Annotated in this window: 10 protein-coding genes and 3 rRNA genes; 5 read left to right on the forward strand and 8 right to left on the reverse strand. The window is 68.1% G+C overall.

The window, feature by feature from the left end; all coding sequences use genetic code 11:
* Positions 1–146: 146 nt before the first annotated feature.
* From GSY65_RS14460 to mtnA, 4 genes are read right to left on the reverse strand one after another with little or no spacing between them, the layout of a single operon-like run.
* Positions 147–1,967: an LpqB family beta-propeller domain-containing protein gene (locus GSY65_RS14460; protein ID WP_159768163.1), complete on the reverse strand. Its 1,821-nt coding sequence runs from the start codon at positions 1,965–1,967 to the stop codon at positions 147–149.
* Entirely contained in the window at positions 1,957–4,044 is a 2,088-nt protein-coding gene (gene mtrB / locus GSY65_RS14465) for an MtrAB system histidine kinase MtrB (protein ID WP_159768166.1), read from the reverse strand. The genes GSY65_RS14460 and mtrB overlap by 11 nt, the downstream gene beginning before the upstream one ends.
* Before the next feature lies 1 nt (position 4,045).
* Positions 4,046–4,735, reverse strand: a complete 690-nt coding sequence (gene mtrA / locus GSY65_RS14470; protein WP_201452795.1) for a two-component system response regulator MtrA — start codon at positions 4,733–4,735, stop codon at positions 4,046–4,048.
* Between the two features lie 8 nt (positions 4,736–4,743).
* On the reverse strand, positions 4,744–5,889 hold the full coding sequence (mtnA, locus tag GSY65_RS14475; protein ID WP_159768172.1) for an S-methyl-5-thioribose-1-phosphate isomerase: 1,146 nt from the start codon (positions 5,887–5,889) through the stop codon (positions 4,744–4,746).
* 140 nt (positions 5,890–6,029) lie between these two features.
* Here mtnA and GSY65_RS14480 point away from each other — a divergent pair, with 140 nt between their 5' ends.
* Genes GSY65_RS14480 through GSY65_RS14500 form a run of 5 tightly spaced genes read left to right on the forward strand, consistent with a single transcriptional unit; the run spans position 6,030 to position 11,601 of the window.
* The gene (locus tag GSY65_RS14480; protein ID WP_159768175.1) at positions 6,030–7,370 is read left to right on the forward strand and encodes a glycerophosphoryl diester phosphodiesterase membrane domain-containing protein; all 1,341 of its coding nucleotides are present in this window, start codon (positions 6,030–6,032) and stop codon (positions 7,368–7,370) included.
* Between the two features lie 4 nt (positions 7,371–7,374).
* Entirely contained in the window at positions 7,375–8,112 is a 738-nt protein-coding gene (locus tag GSY65_RS14485; RefSeq protein WP_201452539.1) for a DUF4129 domain-containing protein, read from the forward strand.
* Positions 8,109–9,302, forward strand: coding sequence for a DUF4350 domain-containing protein (locus GSY65_RS14490; protein ID WP_159768178.1), 1,194 nt, complete (start codon positions 8,109–8,111; stop codon positions 9,300–9,302). The genes GSY65_RS14485 and GSY65_RS14490 overlap by 4 nt, the downstream gene beginning before the upstream one ends.
* Complete coding sequence (locus GSY65_RS14495; protein WP_159775956.1) at positions 9,302–10,291, forward strand: AAA family ATPase; 990 nt, start codon at positions 9,302–9,304, stop codon at positions 10,289–10,291. The genes GSY65_RS14490 and GSY65_RS14495 overlap by 1 nt, the downstream gene beginning before the upstream one ends.
* On the forward strand, positions 10,291–11,601 hold the full coding sequence (locus tag GSY65_RS14500) for a DUF58 domain-containing protein (RefSeq protein WP_159768181.1): 1,311 nt from the start codon (positions 10,291–10,293) through the stop codon (positions 11,599–11,601). The genes GSY65_RS14495 and GSY65_RS14500 overlap by 1 nt, the downstream gene beginning before the upstream one ends.
* A gap of 103 nt (positions 11,602–11,704) precedes the next feature.
* On the opposite strand, the gene rrf is transcribed toward GSY65_RS14500, so the two are convergent.
* The 4 genes from rrf to GSY65_RS14520 form a co-directional block, all read right to left on the reverse strand.
* A 5S ribosomal RNA gene (gene rrf / locus GSY65_RS14505) occupies positions 11,705–11,821 on the reverse strand.
* An 89-nt stretch (positions 11,822–11,910) separates the two neighbouring features.
* Positions 11,911–15,034, reverse strand: a 23S ribosomal RNA gene (locus GSY65_RS14510).
* A gap of 305 nt (positions 15,035–15,339) precedes the next feature.
* Positions 15,340–16,866: ribosomal RNA gene (locus GSY65_RS14515) — 16S ribosomal RNA — on the reverse strand.
* Together the 16S, 23S and 5S rRNA genes form the textbook arrangement of a ribosomal RNA operon.
* Positions 16,867–17,451: 585 nt before the next feature.
* Positions 17,452–18,459, reverse strand: coding sequence for a stage II sporulation protein M (locus tag GSY65_RS14520; protein WP_159768184.1), 1,008 nt, complete (start codon positions 18,457–18,459; stop codon positions 17,452–17,454).
* Between the last annotated feature and the right edge of the window lie 43 nt (positions 18,460–18,502).

Genomic DNA, 18,502 nt, shown 5'->3' on the forward strand with positions numbered 1-18,502 from the left:
CCGACGCCCCGACCGCGACGCCCCGACCGCGACGCCGCGACCGCAGCGCGTCGGCCACGGCGGCCCACCCGCACCGGCCCACCGGCAGCGACTCGCCCACAGCGCCTCACCCGCAGCACGGACTCCCCAGGACGGATCGGAGCCGCTCACCCCGGATAGACCGGAGCCGTCCCCTCCTTGACCACCGTCTGCCACTGCTCCCCGGGGGCGAGCCGGACGATGCCGTCCGCCGAATGGGCTAGCAGCGGCTGGTTCTCGTTCTCGGACGCCGCGATCTCCTCCACACCGGTCAGCGCGGAAGGCGTCGGCCCCGGCACCGTGGAGCCGTCGACCTGCACGTACCGGGTCTGCTGGACACCGCCGGACTCCCGGCCGACCACCACGAGCCGACTGTCACCCGCCCACGACATGGCCGCGACGTCCTCGAGGTCCGGTGTCACGGACCGCGGATCGACGATGGAGACGGTGGTGCCGTCCGCGTCCGCCTCCCGCTCGACGCGCCCGATGAACAGCGACCGCTTGCCGCCCTTCTCCACGATCAGCGCGGCCCTCACCCCGTCGGCGGCCACACGCACCGCCTCGATACGGCCGTCGAGCCCCGTCGTCCGCACCTCCAACGGCTCGCCCTTGCCGTCCGCGAGGACCAGCAGACGCGGCTTCTTCGGATCGCGGTCGGCCACCCACAGGTCGCCCCGTCCGTCCCAACTGGGGGTCGTCAGCCGGTCCTTGGCTGTGGCACCCGCACTGCGCAGCAGCGGTTCGCCGACGGTGCCGCTCGACGTCAGCGGCGCCACGTACAGCTCGCTCCCGTCGACCGACACCCCGGCCGCCCGCTCCTCGTCCCGCGACACGGCGGCCGACCGCAGCTGCTTCACGCCCTCACCGAGGTCGCCCGGCACCGGAGTCGGCGTGCTCTCCCGGGCGGACAGCCGCACCAGCCGGTGCTCGCCGTCGATGAAGTACTCGTACTCGATGCCCTTGCCGGGCCGGCTCGCGGCGTCGGCCTGGTCCTCGCCGAGCGTGCAGAGCTGCGCCCCGGTCGACCCTTGCAGCTCCACCTCGTCGACGCCGTTGGGCATGTAGTCCTGAAGCGTGAACAGCAGCTGCGCGGCCATCTCCTGACACCTGCTCGCCGAGACCCGGTCGGCCTTCGCGTTGAGCGGCACGACCAGCTTGTTCTGCTCGTCGGGCGTCAGATGGGCGGTGCCCTTCCGCAGAGCCGTACCCGAGGGGAAGCTGGTCCTCGCGACCCAGTTCAGCCAGCGGGTGGGGCCCTTCAGCAGGTCCCGCACGACCTGGGTCACCGGGTCGACCTGGCTGCGCACGTACACCGGGTCGGCGACCCTGCCCGCCTCACCGGACTGCGCGGCGGACGTGAAGTAGTACTTGTTGATCGACCTGTAGTTGCGCTCGAAGTCGGACCTGCCGAGCACCACGCCCTGCGGCAGCTTGTCGATGCGCCACTGCTGCGTGTCCTTGACCTTCACCTTCGTGAGGTGCACGGTCTCCTCGTACTCACCGCCGGCCGGTGTGTACGCGTGCTGCCCGTCCACGCGGGCGACCTTCTCGCCGCTCAGCTGGTACCGGTAGTCGCCGCCGCTCGGTTCGTTCCCCGTGACCTGCGTGAACGGCGTGGGCGCCTCCGCGAGGACCATCGTCGAGGTGTTCGGGTCCCACTTCTTCAGCGCGTCCCCGGTCAGATACGTGCGGGCCGTCTCGTAGTTGGGGTCGTCGCTGGTCAGGGCCTCCAGGAAGCCCTGCACGATCTCCCGGGGCTGGGCGTCGTCCGCCGGCGGCAGCGCGAACACCCGCACCTGGGTGTCCTGCCGCGGCGTCGACTCGACGTCACGCATGTCCCCGCTGTCCGGCATCGAGGCGCACCCCGCCAGCAGTACGGCTCCGATGCCGGCGTACGCCGTCGCCCGCACCGGACGCCTGCGGCCGCGATTCGCGCGGTCAGCGCCCACGGAATGCCTCCCCCTGCTGCTCCTGCTTCCCCTGCTGCTCCTCGGAGCCGTCCTCGGGGAGCCGTTCCTCCGTCTGGCCCGCGTCCTCACTGCTCCGCTGCGCGGGCGGTGCCGCGGGCGACACGCCGGCCCGGGACACCACGCGCGCGCCGTTGCCGGGCAGCGCCGTCGGGTCGGCCGTGGGCACCTGCCCACCGCCCGGCAGCGGCCCTATGGGCGCCCGGGTGGCCGTGTGCTCCACCGCCTGCACCGGCACCGTGGCGAGCTTGCCGCCGCCGTGCCGCACAGCGCCGTCACTCCCGCCGCGCCCGCGCCGGGAGTCCTTCGGTTCCAGGGGTATCGGGGAGCCGCGCAGCGGCTCGTCGGCCGTCCGCGGCAGCGTCAGCCGGAACTGCGAACCGCCGCCGGGCTCACCCCACGCCTGGAGCCAGCCGCCGTGCAGGCGGGCGTCCTCCAGCGCGATGGACAGTCCCAGTCCCGTGCCGCCGGTGGTACGCGCGCGTGCCGGGTCGGCCCGCCAGAAACGGCTGAACACCCGCGTCGCCTCGCCCGGCTTGAGGCCCACGCCGTAGTCGCGGACCGCGACCGCGACCGCCCCGCCCGCCGCCGCCAACTTGACCACGACGTCCTTGCCCTCGCCGTGCTCCACGGCGTTGACCACGAGGTTGCGCAGCACCCGCTCCACCCGCCGGGCGTCGGCCTCGGCGACGACGGGCTGCTGGTCGCCGAGGACCCGTATCCGCGTCCCCTTGCGCTCGGCGAGCGGCTCGGCCCCGCTGACGACCTTCCGCACGACCTCGCGCAGGTCTATCGGCTCGGCCTCCAGGGCCGCCGCGCCCGCGTCGAACCGGCTGATCTCCAGCAGGTCCGCGAGCAGCGACTCGAACCGGTCCAGCTGGTCGGCGAGCAGCTCGGCCGACCGCGCGGTCACCGGGTCGAAGTCCACGCGCGCGTCATGGATGACGTCCGCAGCCATCCGGACCGTCGTCAGCGGTGTCCGCAGCTCGTGCGACACGTCGGAGACGAACCGCCGCTGCATCCGCGACAGGTCCTCCAGTTGGCTGATCTTCAGCTGCAGGTTCTGCGCCATCTTGTTGAAGGCCTCACCGAGACGCGCGATGTCGTCCTCGCCGCTGACCTTCATCCGCTCCTGCAGGCGCCCGGCGGACAGCCGCTCGGCGATCCCCGCCGCCATCCGCACGGGCGTGACGACCTGGCGCACCACGAGCCAGGCGATGGCCCCGAGCAGGACGACGACGAACAGCCCGGCCGTCGCCAGCGTGCCCTTGACCAGGCTGAGGGACTTCTCCTCCTGGGTGAGCGGGAACAGGTAGTACAGCTGGTACGGCCTGCCGGTCGGGTCGTTGACCTGCTTGCCGATGATCAGCGCCGGCTGCGGCTCCTGGCCGTTGGTGTAGAAGATCCGCGTGTAGCTCTGGACGGCGCTGGTGCCGTCGTCGACGCGGTCGCGCAGCGCCTCGGGCACGCTGAGGTCCCAGGCCACGCCGCCGGAGGCACGCGGTCCGAGCCCCCCGGTCTCGCCGTCCGCGGAGGCCGGGCTGAGCGTCACGACGTCGAACGCGCCCTGCCCACCGCTGGACAGCGAGTTCACCAGGTTGGTCATCCACTCGACGACGTTCTGCACCCGCTCGCCGTCCAGCTCCGCCGCGCTGTCGTTCCCGGCCACGCTCGCCGCGCTGTCGGCCCGCTGCTGGGCCACCGTGAAGCCGCCCGTGGCCTGGCTCTGCGAGGCCTTGACCTTGGCGTCCAGCAGCCCGTTGCGCACCTGCCCGATGACGACGAAGCCGAGGAGCAGCACCACGCTGAGCGACATCAGCAGCGTCGTGACGACGATCCTGAGCTGGATGTTGCGCCGCCACAGCCGCATCACGGGCAGCAGCGGACGGCGCACCCAGCGCATGAAGAGCCTCAGGACCGGGCTGCCCTGGACTCCGCCCCGCGGCAACCCGCCCTCGAGGAGACGCCCCCAGCGAGAACCCGACGCCTTCCGGCCGACAGGCCGCTCCGTGCGGGTCCCGGACTGGCCGGGCGCCGAAGCGGCGCTGTCCCCGGGCATGTCAGCTGGGTCCTGCCTTGTATCCGACACCACGGACAGTCACCACGATCTCCGGCCGCTCCGGGTCCTTCTCGACCTTGGAACGCAGCCGCTGCACATGAACGTTCACCAGACGGGTGTCCGCCGCATGGCGGTAGCCCCAGACCTGCTCCAGCAGGACCTCTCGAGTGAACACCTGCCACGGCTTCCGCGCCAGCGCAACCAGGAGATCGAACTCCAGCGGCGTCAGCGCGATCGCCTGTCCGTCCCGCTTCACGGAGTGCCCCGCCACGTCGATGACCAGGTCTCCGATGGCGAGCTGCTCCGGTGCCGGCTCCTCCGACCTCCGCAGCCTGGCCCGGATCCGGGCCACCAGTTCCTTCGGCTTGAACGGCTTCACGATGTAGTCGTCCGCGCCCGACTCCAAGCCCACGACGACATCGACGGTGTCGCTCTTCGCTGTGAGCATCACGATCGGCACCCCGGACTCCGCCCTGATCAGGCGGCACACCTCGATCCCGTCCCGGCCCGGCAGCATCAGATCGAGCAGCACCAGATCCGGTTTGACCTCACGGAACGCGGCCAGCGCCTTGTCGCCGTCGGCTACGAAAGACGGCTCAAAACCTTCACCACGCAGCACGATGCCGAGCATCTCGGCCAGTGCGGTGTCGTCGTCGACGACAAGGACTCGTCCCTTCATAAACGACATCATCCCATTAACTAAATCGTTACCTGTCGTGACCTGCCACACAGCTCCGCGAGCGCACCAGCCGTCACCGGCGACACGACCCCCTCCTCGGTGACGATCGCCGTCACCAACTCCGGCGGCGTCACGTCGAACGCCGGGTTGTACGCCTGGGTCCCCAGGGGCGCCACCGGGATCCCGCCGCCCGGTTCCGCCCCCGCCGCAGGCACCTGAGGCGCTGTGATCTCCGTCACCTCATGGCTCGCGCGCTGCTCCACCTCGATGGACGCTCCGTCCGGGGTGTCCGGATCCACCGTCGTGACCGGCGCCACCACGATGAACGGCACGTGGTGGTACCGGGCGAGCACCGCGAGCGGATAGGTCCCCACCTTGTTCGCCACCGAACCGTCGGCGGCGATCCGGTCGGCCCCCACCAGCACCGCGTCGACCTCCCCGGCCGCGAACAGCGATCCCGCGGCGTTGTCCGTCAGCAAGGTGTACGCCATCCCGTTGCGCGCCGCCTCGTACGCCGTGAGCCGGGCACCCTGCAGCAGCGGCCGCGTCTCGTCCACCCACAGCCTGCGCAGCCGCCCCACCCGGTGCGCCGCCAGCGCCACCGCGAACGCCGTGCCCTCACCGCCCGACACCAGTGCCCCGGTGTTGCAGTGCGTGAGCACCCGGTGCCCGCCGCCCGGCATCAGTTCGTCGAGCAGCGCCAGCCCGTGCGCCGCCATCCGGGCGCTGCCCTCGGCGTCCTCCCGGTGCAGTGCCCGCGCGGCTGCGAGGGCGGCATCCGCGGCCAGTTTCTGGTCACCGGTCCGGCCCAGCTCGGCCAGGTACGCGCCCCGCGCACGCCGCACCCCGACGGAGAGGTTCACCGCGGTCGGCCGGGCACCGGCCAGCGCCTCGGCGGCCTCCTCCACGGCGAAGCCCCGCGCGGCGGCGAGCGCGACGCCGTACGCCCCGGCGATGCCCAGCAGCGGCGCCCCGCGCACGGCGAGCGAACGTACCGCCTCGACCAGCGCGGAGGCGTCCGTGCACACCAGCTCGACCTCCTCGGCCGGCAGTCTCGTCTGGTCCAGCAGGACCACGACGGGGCCCTCGGGTGGCTCCTCCCATCGGATCGCAGGGATCTCGGTCGGCCGGGTGTCGTCGCCGGTTCGCGCGTACTGATCAGCCATGCGGCCAGTCTGCCCCGTATCCGACGGACAATTGAAGGTGCGCAGCCCCTACGGCCGCCCGTCCCTTCCCGGACACCGCGTGGCACGATGGGCGCCAACCTGCCGCCGCGACCGCGGACGAGCACCGTGAAGGAGCGACGATGAAGGACACTCCGGGCTGGGCCTCGCCCGGATCGACCCCCTCGGACGGTCAGGACGCGGGCCGGCAGGACACTCCGCAGCCGGCCGACCAGAGCGGCGCGGACCAGACGCAGCCGCCGTCCAAGTGGTCCAAGGAGCAGCCCCCGCCCGCCCAGTGGAGCAACCCGAGCCCGCAGGGCCCCGGCCAGGCCCCGCCACCTCCGCAGCCCACCCCGGGCTGGGGCGGCCACCCCGGCGGCCCGTACCCCGGACCGGGCGGCTACGGCCCGCCCGGTGCCCACGGAGCCCCCGGCGGACATCCCGGCCACGGCGCCCCGGGCTGGGGCGGTGGCTGGGGCGGCCCTCCGCCCGCGGCCAAGCCCGGTGTGATCCCGCTGCGCCCCCTCGGCGTCGGTGAGATCCTCGACGGCGCGGTGTCCACCATGCGCACCCACTGGCGCACGGTCCTCGGCATCTCCCTGGCCGTCGCCGTCGTCACCCAGATCGCGGTCATCCTGCTCCAGGGCCTCGTCCTCAACGACGCAGCGAACACCGACGTCCTCGACGACCCCAGCGCCACCCCCGGCGAGCTGGGCCGCGCCCTCGGCGAGACCCTGCTGAGCACCTCCGCCGTCCTGGTGATCTCCCTGCTCGGCACCGTCATCGCCACCGCCCTGCTCACGACCGTGACCAGCCGAGCCGTCCTCGGCAGGAAGGTGACCACCGGCGAGGCATGGCGGGACGCCCGCCCGCAGCTCCTCAGGCTGGGCGGCCTCACCCTCCTGCTGCCCCTGATCGCCGTGGTGGTCATGACCGTCGGCATCCTGCCCGGCATCCTCCTCGTCGCCGGCGGCGCGGAAGGCGCGGGCGCCGCCCTCGCCGTGTTCGGCGGACTCGGCGGCTTCGTCCTCACCGTGTGGCTGCTGATCCGCTTCTCGCTCGCCTCGCCCGCGCTGATGCTGGAGAAGCAGGGCGTCCGCAAGTCCCTGGGCCGCTCCGTCAAGCTGGTGCGCGGCTCCTGGTGGCGGGTCCTCGGCATCCAGCTGCTGGCGGCGATCATCGCCTACGTCGTCGCGTCGATCGTCGTGATCCCCTTCGCCGTCCTCGGCACGGCCCTGGACGGCGAGGGCTTCTCCGGCCTCCTCACCGGCAGCACCGCGTTCGGCTGGACGTACCTCGTCATCAGCGGCGTCGGCTCGGTCATCGGGTCCACGATCACCTTCCCGATCAGCGCCGGCGTCACCGTGCTCCTCTACATCGACCAGCGCATCCGCCGCGAGGCCCTCGACCTCGAACTGGCCCGCGCCGCCGGGGTCCAGGACTACGGCGGCAACGCCTCCGCCGGCACTCCCGGGAGCTGATGCGGTGAGACTCTCGGGGGGAGTTCTGACCGCCGTCCCCATCGGCTGGCGCTCGGCGGACGAACCACCGGTCACCCTCCCGCGCGACCCCGCGCGGGAGGCGGCCCGGCGCGAGCTGTCCAAGGGCGTGTACCACCAGAACGACCCCAGTTGGTACGAGCGCGCCATGGACGCCTTCTGGGACTGGATCGACAAGCTGTTCGGCGCTGCCTCCGCCGCCACCCCCGGCGGCGCGATCGGCCTCGTCGTCATCGTCCTGGCCGTCCTGGCGCTCGTCGGCGCCCTGTGGTGGCGTCTCGGCACCCCGCACCGCACCCCCGCCTCCTCCGCTCGGCTCTTCGACGACCGCCCCCGCAGCGCCGCCGAACACCGCGCGGCAGCCGAGGCGCAGGCCGCCCAGGGCCACTGGAACCAGGCCGTCCAGGAACGCATGCGTGCCGTGGTCCGCTCACTGGAGGAACGCGCCCTCCTCGACGCGCGCCCGGGCCGTACCGCCGACGAGGCCGCCTCCGAGGCGGGCCGCGTCCTTCCCGCCCACGCGGACCGGCTCCGCACCGCCGCCCGCGACTTCGACGACGTCACGTACGGCGGCCGAACCGCGGCCGAAGGAACGTACCGCCACCTCGCCGCCCTCGACGACGACCTGGAGCGCGCCAAGCCAGCCCTGACCGGCGGCAGCGTCCGAAGCACCACGAGCACGACGAGCACGACCGACCACAGCCGCCAGGGGGCCGACGAATGACCGCCGAGGCCACCCCCTCGCACACCTCGGCCTCGCCCACCGCCCGTCAGTTGTGGGGGCACGCACGAGGAGTCGTCATCGCCTTCGTGATCCTCCTGACCGCGGCCGTCGTGATCGCGGTCGTCCGCTCCGGCGCTGAGCACGGCCGTCTCGACCCGCGCTCCGCCGACGGCAACGGCAGCCGTGCGATCGAACAGCTCCTCGACGACAACGGCGTTTCCACGCGCGTGGTCACCACCCTCGACGAGGCGACCGCCGCCGCGGCCCCCGACACGACTCTGCTCATCGCCGTCCCGGACCTGCTCAACGAGCCCCAGCAGCGCCGTCTGCGGACGGCGACCACCGCGTCCGGCGGCCGTACGGTCCTCGTCGCCCCCGGCGCCCCGTCCGTCGGCACCCTCGTCCCCGGCGTCACCGCCGACCCCGCCCCGAGCTTCGACTCCGCACTCGCGCCCCGCTGCGACCTGCCCGCCGCCCGCCGTGCGGGCACCGCCGACCTCGGCGGCATCCGCTACCAGGTCACCGTCCGCGACGCCGACACCTGTTACCCCGAGAGCGGTCTGCCCGGCCTCGTCCTCCTCCCGGGCGCCGAAGGGGACGGTGACACCGTCGTCATCGGCGCCCCCGACATCCTCTACAACGACCGCCTCGACGAGCAGGGCAACGCCTCCCTCGCCCTCCAACTCCTCGGCTCGCGCCCCCATCTGGTCTGGTACCTCCCCTCGCTCGCCGACGACTCCGTCCGCGACACCGGCGACCGCAGCTTCTTCGACCTGCTCCCCTCGGGCTGGCTCTGGGGCGGCCTGCAACTGTTCGTCGCGGCTCTGATCGCCGCCCTCTGGCGGGCACGCCGACTGGGACCCCTGGTACCCGAGAAACTCCCCGTCGCGATCCGCGCCTCCGAGACCGTCGAAGGCCGCGCCCGTCTCTACCGCAAGGCGGACGCCCGTGACCGCGCGGCCGCCGCTCTTCGCTCCACCACCCGCACGCGCCTCGCCCCTCTCGTGGGTGTCCCCGTCTCCCGGGCGCACGCGCCCGAGGCCCTGATCCCCGCTCTGTCCGCCCACCTCCACGGCGACGGCCGGACCCTGCACACCCTCCTCTTCGGCCCGCCGCCCGGCGACGACAAGGCACTCATCGCCCTCACCGACCGACTCGACGCCCTCGAAAGAGAGGTACGCCGTTCATGATGGACCCGACCACTGACAACGCCGGGACCACCGGGGACCCGGGCGCCGCCCGTGCCTCCCTGGAGGCCCTGCGCGCCGAGATCGCCAAAGCCGTGGTCGGCCAGGACCCCGCCGTGACCGGCCTCGTCGTCGCCCTCCTCTGCCGCGGACACGTCCTCCTCGAAGGAGTCCCCGGGGTCGCCAAGACCCTGCTTGTCCGCGCCCTCGCGTCCGCACTCGAACTGGACACCAAGCGCGTCCAGTTCACCCCGGACCTGATGCCGAGCGACGTCACCGGCTCCCTCGTCTACGACACCCGCACCGCCGAGTTCTCCTTCCAGCCCGGCCCGGTCTTCACCAACCTCCTCCTCGCGGACGAGATCAACCGCACCCCGCCGAAGACCCAGTCCTCCCTGCTGGAGGCCATGGAGGAACGCCAGGTCACGGTCGACGGCACCCCCCGTCCCCTCCCCGACCCGTTCCTGGTCGCCGCGACCCAGAACCCGGTCGAGTACGAGGGCACGTATCCCCTCCCGGAAGCCCAGCTCGACCGCTTCCTGCTCAAGCTGACGGTTCCGCTGCCGTCCCGTCAGGACGAGATCGACGTCCTCACCCGGCACGCCGCCGGCTTCAACCCGCGCGATCTGCGCGCCGCCGGCGTACGCCCCGTCGCGAACGCCGCCGACCTCGAAGCCGCCCGCGCCGCCGTCGCCAAGACGACCGTCTCCCCCGAGATCACCGCCTACGTCGTCGACATCTGCCGCGCCACTCGCGAGTCGCCCTCCCTCACCCTGGGTGTCTCACCCCGAGGCGCCACGGCCCTCCTCGCGGCGTCCCGGGCCTGGGCCTGGCTGACGGGCCGCGACTACGTCATCCCCGACGACGTCAAGGCACTCGCGCTCCCGACCCTCCGGCACCGCGTCCAGCTCCGCCCGGAGGCGGAGATGGAGGGCGTGACGGCGGACTCGGTCATCAACGCGATCCTCGCCCACGTCCCCGTGCCCCGCTGATGGCCCCCACCGGACGCGCCGCGCTCCTCGCGGCCCTCGGCACTCTCCCGGTCGGCATCTGGGAGCCCAGCTGGACGGGCATCCTCGCGGTGAACGCCCCGCTGGCCCTCGCGTGCGCCTGCGACTACACCCTGGCCGCCCCCGTGCGCCGTCTGGGCCTCACGCGCTCCGGGGACACCTCGACGCGCCTCGGCGAGACAGCGGAGGTCACGCTGACGGTCACCAATCCCTCCCGGCGCCCCTTGCGCGCCCGTCTCCGTGACGCCTGGCCCCCGAGCAGTTGGCTGCCCGGCAGTGAGGTGGCCGCCTCCCGCCACCGACTCGCGGTCCCCGCCGGGGAGCGACGCCGTGTCACGACTCTGCTGCGTCCCACGCGCCGGGGCGACCGCCAGGCCGACCGGGTCACGATCCGCTCGTACGGTCCTCTGGGCCTGTTCACGCGCCAGGCCGGCCACCGGGTCCCCTGGACGGTGCGGGTCCTTCCTCCGTTCACGAGCCGCAAGCACCTGCCGTCCAAGCTGGCCCGTCTCCGCGAACTGGACGGTCGCACCAGTGTCCTGACGCGGGGTGAGGGCACCGAGTTCGACAGCCTCCGCGAGTACATCCCCGGCGACGACACCCGCTCGATCGACTGGCGCGCCACGGCCCGCCAGTCCGCGGTGGCGGTACGCACATGGCGTCCCGAACGCGACCGCCACATCCTGCTCGTCCTGGACACGGGCCGGACCTCGGCGGGCCGTGTGGGCGACATCCCGCGCCTGGACGCCTCGATGGACGCCGCTCTCCTGCTGGCCGCCCTCGCTTCCCGCGCGGGCGACCGCGTGGACCTGATGGCCTACGACCGCCGTGTGCGGGCCCTCGTGCAGGGTCGTTCGGCGGGCGACGTCCTTCCCTCCGTGGTCAACGTGATGGCTCCGCTCGAGCCGGAGCTCGTCGAGACGGATTTCCGGGGTCTCACCGCCACCGCGCTACGGACGGCCCCCCGTCGTTCGTTGATCGTCCTGCTGACGAGCCTGGACGCGGCCCCCGTCGAAGAGGGCCTCCTCCCGGTGCTGTCCCGCCTCACCCAGCGCCACACGGTCCTGGTGGCTTCCGTCTCCGACCCGCACATCGCCCGCATGGCGACCGCACGGGGCACCACGGACGCCGTCTACGAGGCGGCGGCAGCGGCCCAGGCCCAGTCGGAGCGCCACCGCACCGCCGGACAACTCCGGCGTCACGGAGTCACGGTGGTGGACGCACCCCCGGAGGAGCTGGCGCCGGCCTTGGCAGACGCCTACTTGGCGCTGAAGGCAGCTGGACGCCTGTAATTCGCCCGGAACGGTCTTGAGGACTGGCTCGGCATTCCCCGAAAGGGCGCCGTAAACGCAGAAAACCCCCGCCGGTTTCCCGGCAGGGGCTTTCTCAACAATTGTTCGGCGGCGTCCTACTCTCCCACAGGGTCCCCCCTGCAGTACCATCGGCGCTGTGAGGCTTAGCTTCCGGGTTCGGAATGTAACCGGGCGTTTCCCTCACGCTATGACCACCGAAACACTATGAAACAATCAACCGCACCACGCTCTGTGACAAACGCGGGGTTGTTCGTGGTTTCAGAACCAACACAGTGGACGCGAGCAACTGAGGACAAGCCCTCGGCCTATTAGTACCGGTCACCTCCACACGTTACCGTGCTTCCAGATCCGGCCTATCAACCCAGTCGTCTACTGGGAGCCTTACCCCATCAAGTGGGTGGGAGTCCTCATCTCGAAGCAGGCTTCCCGCTTAGATGCTTTCAGCGGTTATCCCTCCCGAACGTAGCCAACCAGCCATGCCCTTGGCAGAACAACTGGCACACCAGAGGTTCGTCCGTCCCGGTCCTCTCGTACTAGGGACAGCCCTTCTCAAGACTCCTACGCGCACAGCGGATAGGGACCGAACTGTCTCACGACGTTCTAAACCCAGCTCGCGTACCGCTTTAATGGGCGAACAGCCCAACCCTTGGGACCGACTCCAGCCCCAGGATGCGACGAGCCGACATCGAGGTGCCAAACCATCCCGTCGATATGGACTCTTGGGGAAGATCAGCCTGTTATCCCCGGGGTACCTTTTATCCGTTGAGCGACGGCGCTTCCACAAGCCACCGCCGGATCACTAGTCCCGACTTTCGTCCCTGCTCGACCCGTCGGTCTCACAGTCAAGCTCCCTTGTGCACTTACACTCACCACCTGATTGCCAACCAGGCTGAGGGAACCTTTGGGCGCCTCCGTTACCCTTTAGGAGGCAACCGCCCCAGTTAAACTACCCATCAGACACTGTCCCCGATCCGGATCACGGACCCGGGTTAGACATCCAGCACGACCAGACTGGTATTTCAACGACGACTCCCCCTGAACTGGCGTCCAGAGTTCACAGTCTCCCAGCTATCCTACACAAGCCGAACCGAACACCAATATCAAACTGTAGTAAAGGTCCCGGGGTCTTTCCGTCCTGCTGCGCGAAACGAGCATCTTTACTCGTAGTGCAATTTCACCGGGCCTATGGTTGAGACAGTCGAGAAGTCGTTACGCCATTCGTGCAGGTCGGAACTTACCCGACAAGGAATTTCGCTACCTTAGGATGGTTATAGTTACCACCGCCGTTTACTGGCGCTTAAGTTCTCAGCTTCGCCCACCCGAAAGTGAGCTAACCGGTCCCCTTAACGTTCCAGCACCGGGCAGGCGTCAGTCCGTATACATCGCCTTACGGCTTCGCACGGACCTGTGTTTTTAGTAAACAGTCGCTTCTCGCTGGTCTCTGCGGCCACCCCCAGCTCAAGCAGCACGTGCTCTCACCAGGCGTGGCCCCCCTTCTCCCGAAGTTACGGGGGCATTTTGCCGAGTTCCTTAACCATAGTTCACCCGAACGCCTCGGTATTCTCTACCAGACCACCTGAGTCGGTTTAGGGTACGGGCCGCCATGAAACTCGCTAGAGGCTTTTCTCGACAGCATAGGATCATCCACTTCACCACAATCGGCTCGGCATCAGGTCTCAGACTGCATGCCAGGCGGATTTACCTACCCGACGTCCTACACCCTTACCCCGGGACAACCACCGCCCGGGATGGACTACCTTCCTGCGTCACCCCATCACTCACCTACTACAAGTCTGGTTCGTCGGCTCCACCACTCCCCTTCACCCGAAGGCTCCGGGGCGGCTTCACGGACTTAGCATCGCCTGGTTCGATGTTTGACGCTTCACAGCGGGTACCGGAATATCAACCGGTTATCCATCGACTACGCCTGTCGGCCTCGCCTTAGGTCCCGACTTACCCTGGGCAGATCAGCTTGACCCAGGAACCCTTGGTCAATCGGCGCAAACGTTTCTCACGTTTGTATCGCTACTCATGCCTGCATTCTCACTCGTCAACCGTCCACAACTCGCTTACACGGCTGCTTCACCCGGCAGACGACGCTCCCCTACCCATCACGATCCCCGTTGGGGGTACATATCGCAATGACACGACTTCGGCGGTACGCTTGAGCCCCGCTACATTGTCGGCGCGGAATCACTAGACCAGTGAGCTATTACGCACTCTTTCAAGGGTGGCTGCTTCTAAGCCAACCTCCTGGTTGTCTCTGCGACTCCACATCCTTTCCCACTTAGCGTACGCTTAGGGGCCTTAGTCGATGCTCTGGGCTGTTTCCCTCTCGACCATGGAGCTTATCCCCCACAGTCTCACTGCCGCGCTCTCACTTACCGGCATTCGGAGTTTGGCTAAGGTCAGTAACCCGGTAGGGCCCATCGCCTATCCAGTGCTCTACCTCCGGCAAGAAACACACGACGCTGCACCTAAATGCATTTCGGGGAGAACCAGCTATCACGGAGTTTGATTGGCCTTTCACCCCTAACCACAGGTCATCCCCCAGGTTTTCAACCCTGGTGGGTTCGGTCCTCCACGAAGTCTTACCTCCGCTTCAACCTGCCCATGGCTAGATCACTCCGCTTCGGGTCTTGAGCGTGCTACTCAAACGCCCTGTTCGGACTCGCTTTCGCTACGGCTACCCCACCCGGGTTAACCTCGCAACACACCGCAAACTCGCAGGCTCATTCTTCAAAAGGCACGCAGTCACGACGTTGAGTGCAAGCACTCAACGCGACGCTCCCACGGCTTGTAGGCACACGGTTTCAGGTACTATTTCACTCCCCTCCCGGGGTACTTTTCACCATTCCCTCACGGTACTATCCGCTATCGGTCACCAGGGAATATTTAGGCTTAGCGGGTGGTCCCGCCAGATTCACACGGGATTTCTCGGGCCCCGTGCTACTTGGGTGTCTCTCAAACGAGCCGCTGATGTTTCAGCTACGGGGGTCTTACCCTCTACGCCGGACCTTTCGCATGTCCTTCGCCTACATCAACGGTTTCTGACTCGCCTCACAGCCGGCAGACTGTGAAAGAGAGATCCCACAACCCCGTATACGCAACCCCTGCCGGGTCTCACACGCATACGGTTTGGCCTCATCCAGTTTCGCTCGCCACTACTCCCGGAATCACGGTTGTTTTCTCTTCCTGCGGGTACTGAGATGTTTCACTTCCCCGCGTTCCCTCCACTTGCCCTATGTGTTCAGGCAAGGGTGACAGCCCATGACGACTGCCGGGTTTCCCCATTCGGACACCCCCGGATCAAAGCCTGGTTGACGACTCCCCGGGGCCTATCGTGGCCTCCCACGTCCTTCATCGGTTCCTGGTGCCAAGGCATCCACCGTGCGCCCTTAAAAACTTGGCCACAGATGCTCGCGTCCACTGTGCAGTTCTCAAACAACGACCAACCACCCACCACCCCGAACCACCCGGTTCGAGTTCACTGGGGCCGGCACCGAAGGACGAGCAACGCTCGCACCCTCAGACACCCAACAGCGTGCCCGACACGATCAACCGATGAGCTTCGCGTTCCACGCCGAAGCAGTACTAGCGCTCTCATCCATCCCGACCGTGCCGAATAATCAACGTTCCACCCATGAGCGACCAGCATCAGACATTCGCTGATGTTCTGGCGTCTGGACCCCCCGAAAGAGGCCAGGTGCTCCTTAGAAAGGAGGTGATCCAGCCGCACCTTCCGGTACGGCTACCTTGTTACGACTTCGTCCCAATCGCCAGTCCCACCTTCGACAGCTCCCTCCCACAAGGGGTTGGGCCACCGGCTTCGGGTGTTACCGACTTTCGTGACGTGACGGGCGGTGTGTACAAGGCCCGGGAACGTATTCACCGCAGCACTGCTGATCTGCGATTACTAGCAACTCCGACTTCATGGGGTCGAGTTGCAGACCCCAATCCGAACTGAGACAGGCTTTTTGAGATTCGCTCCGCCTCACGGCTTCGCAGCTCATTGTACCTGCCATTGTAGCACGTGTGCAGCCCAAGACATAAGGGGCATGATGACTTGACGTCGTCCCCACCTTCCTCCGAGTTGACCCCGGCAGTCTCCTGTGAGTCCCCATCACCCCGAAAGGCATGCTGGCAACACAGAACAAGGGTTGCGCTCGTTGCGGGACTTAACCCAACATCTCACGACACGAGCTGACGACAGCCATGCACCACCTGTACACCGACCACAAGGGGGCACCCATCTCTGGATGTTTCCGGTGTATGTCAAGCCTTGGTAAGGTTCTTCGCGTTGCGTCGAATTAAGCCACATGCTCCGCTGCTTGTGCGGGCCCCCGTCAATTCCTTTGAGTTTTAGCCTTGCGGCCGTACTCCCCAGGCGGGGAACTTAATGCGTTAGCTGCGGCACCGACGACGTGGAATGTCGCCAACACCTAGTTCCCACCGTTTACGGCGTGGACTACCAGGGTATCTAATCCTGTTCGCTCCCCACGCTTTCGCTCCTCAGCGTCAGTAATGGCCCAGAGATCCGCCTTCGCCACCGGTGTTCCTCCTGATATCTGCGCATTTCACCGCTACACCAGGAATTCCGATCTCCCCTACCACACTCTAGTCTGCCCGTATCGAATGCAGACCCGGGGTTAAGCCCCGGGCTTTCACATCCGACGCGACAGACCGCCTACGAGCTCTTTACGCCCAATAATTCCGGACAACGCTCGCGCCCTACGTATTACCGCGGCTGCTGGCACGTAGTTAGCCGGCGCTTCTTCTGCAGGTACCGTCACTCTCGCTTCTTCCCTGCTGAAAGAGGTTTACAACCCGAAGGCCGTCATCCCTCACGCGGCGTCGCTGCATCAGGCTTTCGCCCATTGTGCAATATTCCCCACTGCTGCCTCCCGTAGGAGTCTGGGCCGTGTCTCAGTCCCAGTGTGGCCGGTCGCCCTCTCAGGCCGGCTACCCGTCGTCGCCTTGGTGAGCCGTTACCTCACCAACAAGCTGATAGGCCGCGGGCTCATCCTTCACCGCCGGAGCTTTCCACGCACATCGGATGCCCGAGCGCGTCGTATCCGGTATTAGACCCCGTTTCCAGGGCTTGTCCCAGAGTGAAGGGCAGATTGCCCACGTGTTACTCACCCGTTCGCCACTAATCCACCCCGAAGGGCTTCATCGTTCGACTTGCATGTGTTAAGCACGCCGCCAGCGTTCGTCCTGAGCCAGGATCAAACTCTCCGTGAATGTTTACCGGTCATCCGGTGCACACACACGAGAGCGGAACCACCGGAGGAATGATCCGATGGTTCACAGCGTCCTCGCTGTGTTTATTTCAAAGGAACCTCGCCCCGACCAACCGGCCGGAGACGGGGTATCAACATATCTGGCGTTGATTTTTGGCACGCTGTTGAGTTCTCAAGGAACGGACGCTTCCTTTGTACTCACCCGAGCAACTTCTCGGGCTTTCCTCCGGGCGCTTCCCTTCGGTGTTTCCAACCTTACCAGATCCGTTTTCCGTTCCGTTTCCGGTCGGAATTCGTTTCTCGTAGCCGTTGGAGGGCTTTTACCTATTTGTTCGCCTTGCGGCTCCCTTTCGGCGAGTCCGACTTTATCAGAAGTTTTCGACCGGCCTTACCGGCCGTTCTTTCTGATTCATCGGGGCGGGTCCACTCGTGAATCTCGTCCACGAGGAACCGGTAGATGTTCACTGCCGCCCGGGGCATATCCACCTCTAGGCAACTGTTCTAACCTACCTCCCCACGAGGGCCGTGTCAACGGCTCTTGTGGGAACGAGGAAGACAGTAACAGCCCGACGGGGTGGGATGCACATCAGGCGGCAGTGGGCACCACGGCGCTGCGTTCGTGCTCCTCGACGTCGCCCGTCTCGCCGGCGCGGGCCGCGCGTCCGCCCAGGACATAGACGTAGGCGAGGAAGGCGAGTTCGGCGAGGACGCCGATGCTGATGCGGGCCCAGGTAGGCAGGCCGGAGGGGGTGACGAACCCTTCGATGGCACCGGAGACGAACAGGACCAGCGCCAGGCCGATCGCCATCCCCACCGCGGCCCGGCCCTCCTCGGCCAGCGCCGAGCGACGGGTGCGGGGGCCGGGGTCGATGACGGTCCAGCCGAGGCGGAGACCCGTACCGGCGGCCACGAAGACCGCGGTCAGCTCCAGCAGTCCATGGGGGAGGACGAGCCCCAGGAAGACGTCGAGTCGGCCCGCCGAGGCCATCAAGCCGATGCCGACGCCCAGGTTGAGCATGTTCAGGAGCAGGATCCAGAGGACCGGCAGGCCCAGGAAGATGCCCAGGACCAGGCACATGGCGGCGGCCTGGGCGTTGTTCGTCCACACCTGGGCGGCGAAGGACGCCGCGGGATGGCTGGAGTAGTACGTCTCGTACTGGCCGCCGGGGCGGGTCATCTCGCGCAGGGCATCGGGCGCCGCGATCGACGCCTGGACGTCGGGATGGGTGCCGATCCACCAGCCCAGGACGGCGGCGACGAGGGTGGAGAGGAGTGCGGTGGGGACCCACCAGTGGCGGGAGCGGTAGACCGCCGCGGGGAAACCGTGGGTCAGGAAGCGGGCGACATCGCGCCACGAGGAGCGCCTGGTGCCCGTGACCGCGCTGCGCGCGCGTGCCACGAGTTGGCTGAGGCGGCCGGTGAGCTGGGGGTCCGGGGCACTGGACTGGATCAGGGAGAGGTGGGTCGCCGTGCGCTGGTAGAGGGCGACCAGTTCGTCGACCTCGGCTCCGTTCAGGCGGCGCTGTCGGCGGAGCAGGGCGTCGAGGCGGTCCCATTCGGCACGATGGGCGGACACGAAGACATCGAGGTCCATCGGGTTTGCTGCTCCTCGTCCCTCTCGAACTGCGTGTCAGCTT

Origin of the sequence: Streptomyces sp. HM190, from assembly GCF_009857135.1 — a bacterium.
Classification (GTDB): Bacteria; Actinomycetota; Actinomycetes; order Streptomycetales; family Streptomycetaceae; genus Streptomyces; species Streptomyces heilongjiangensis.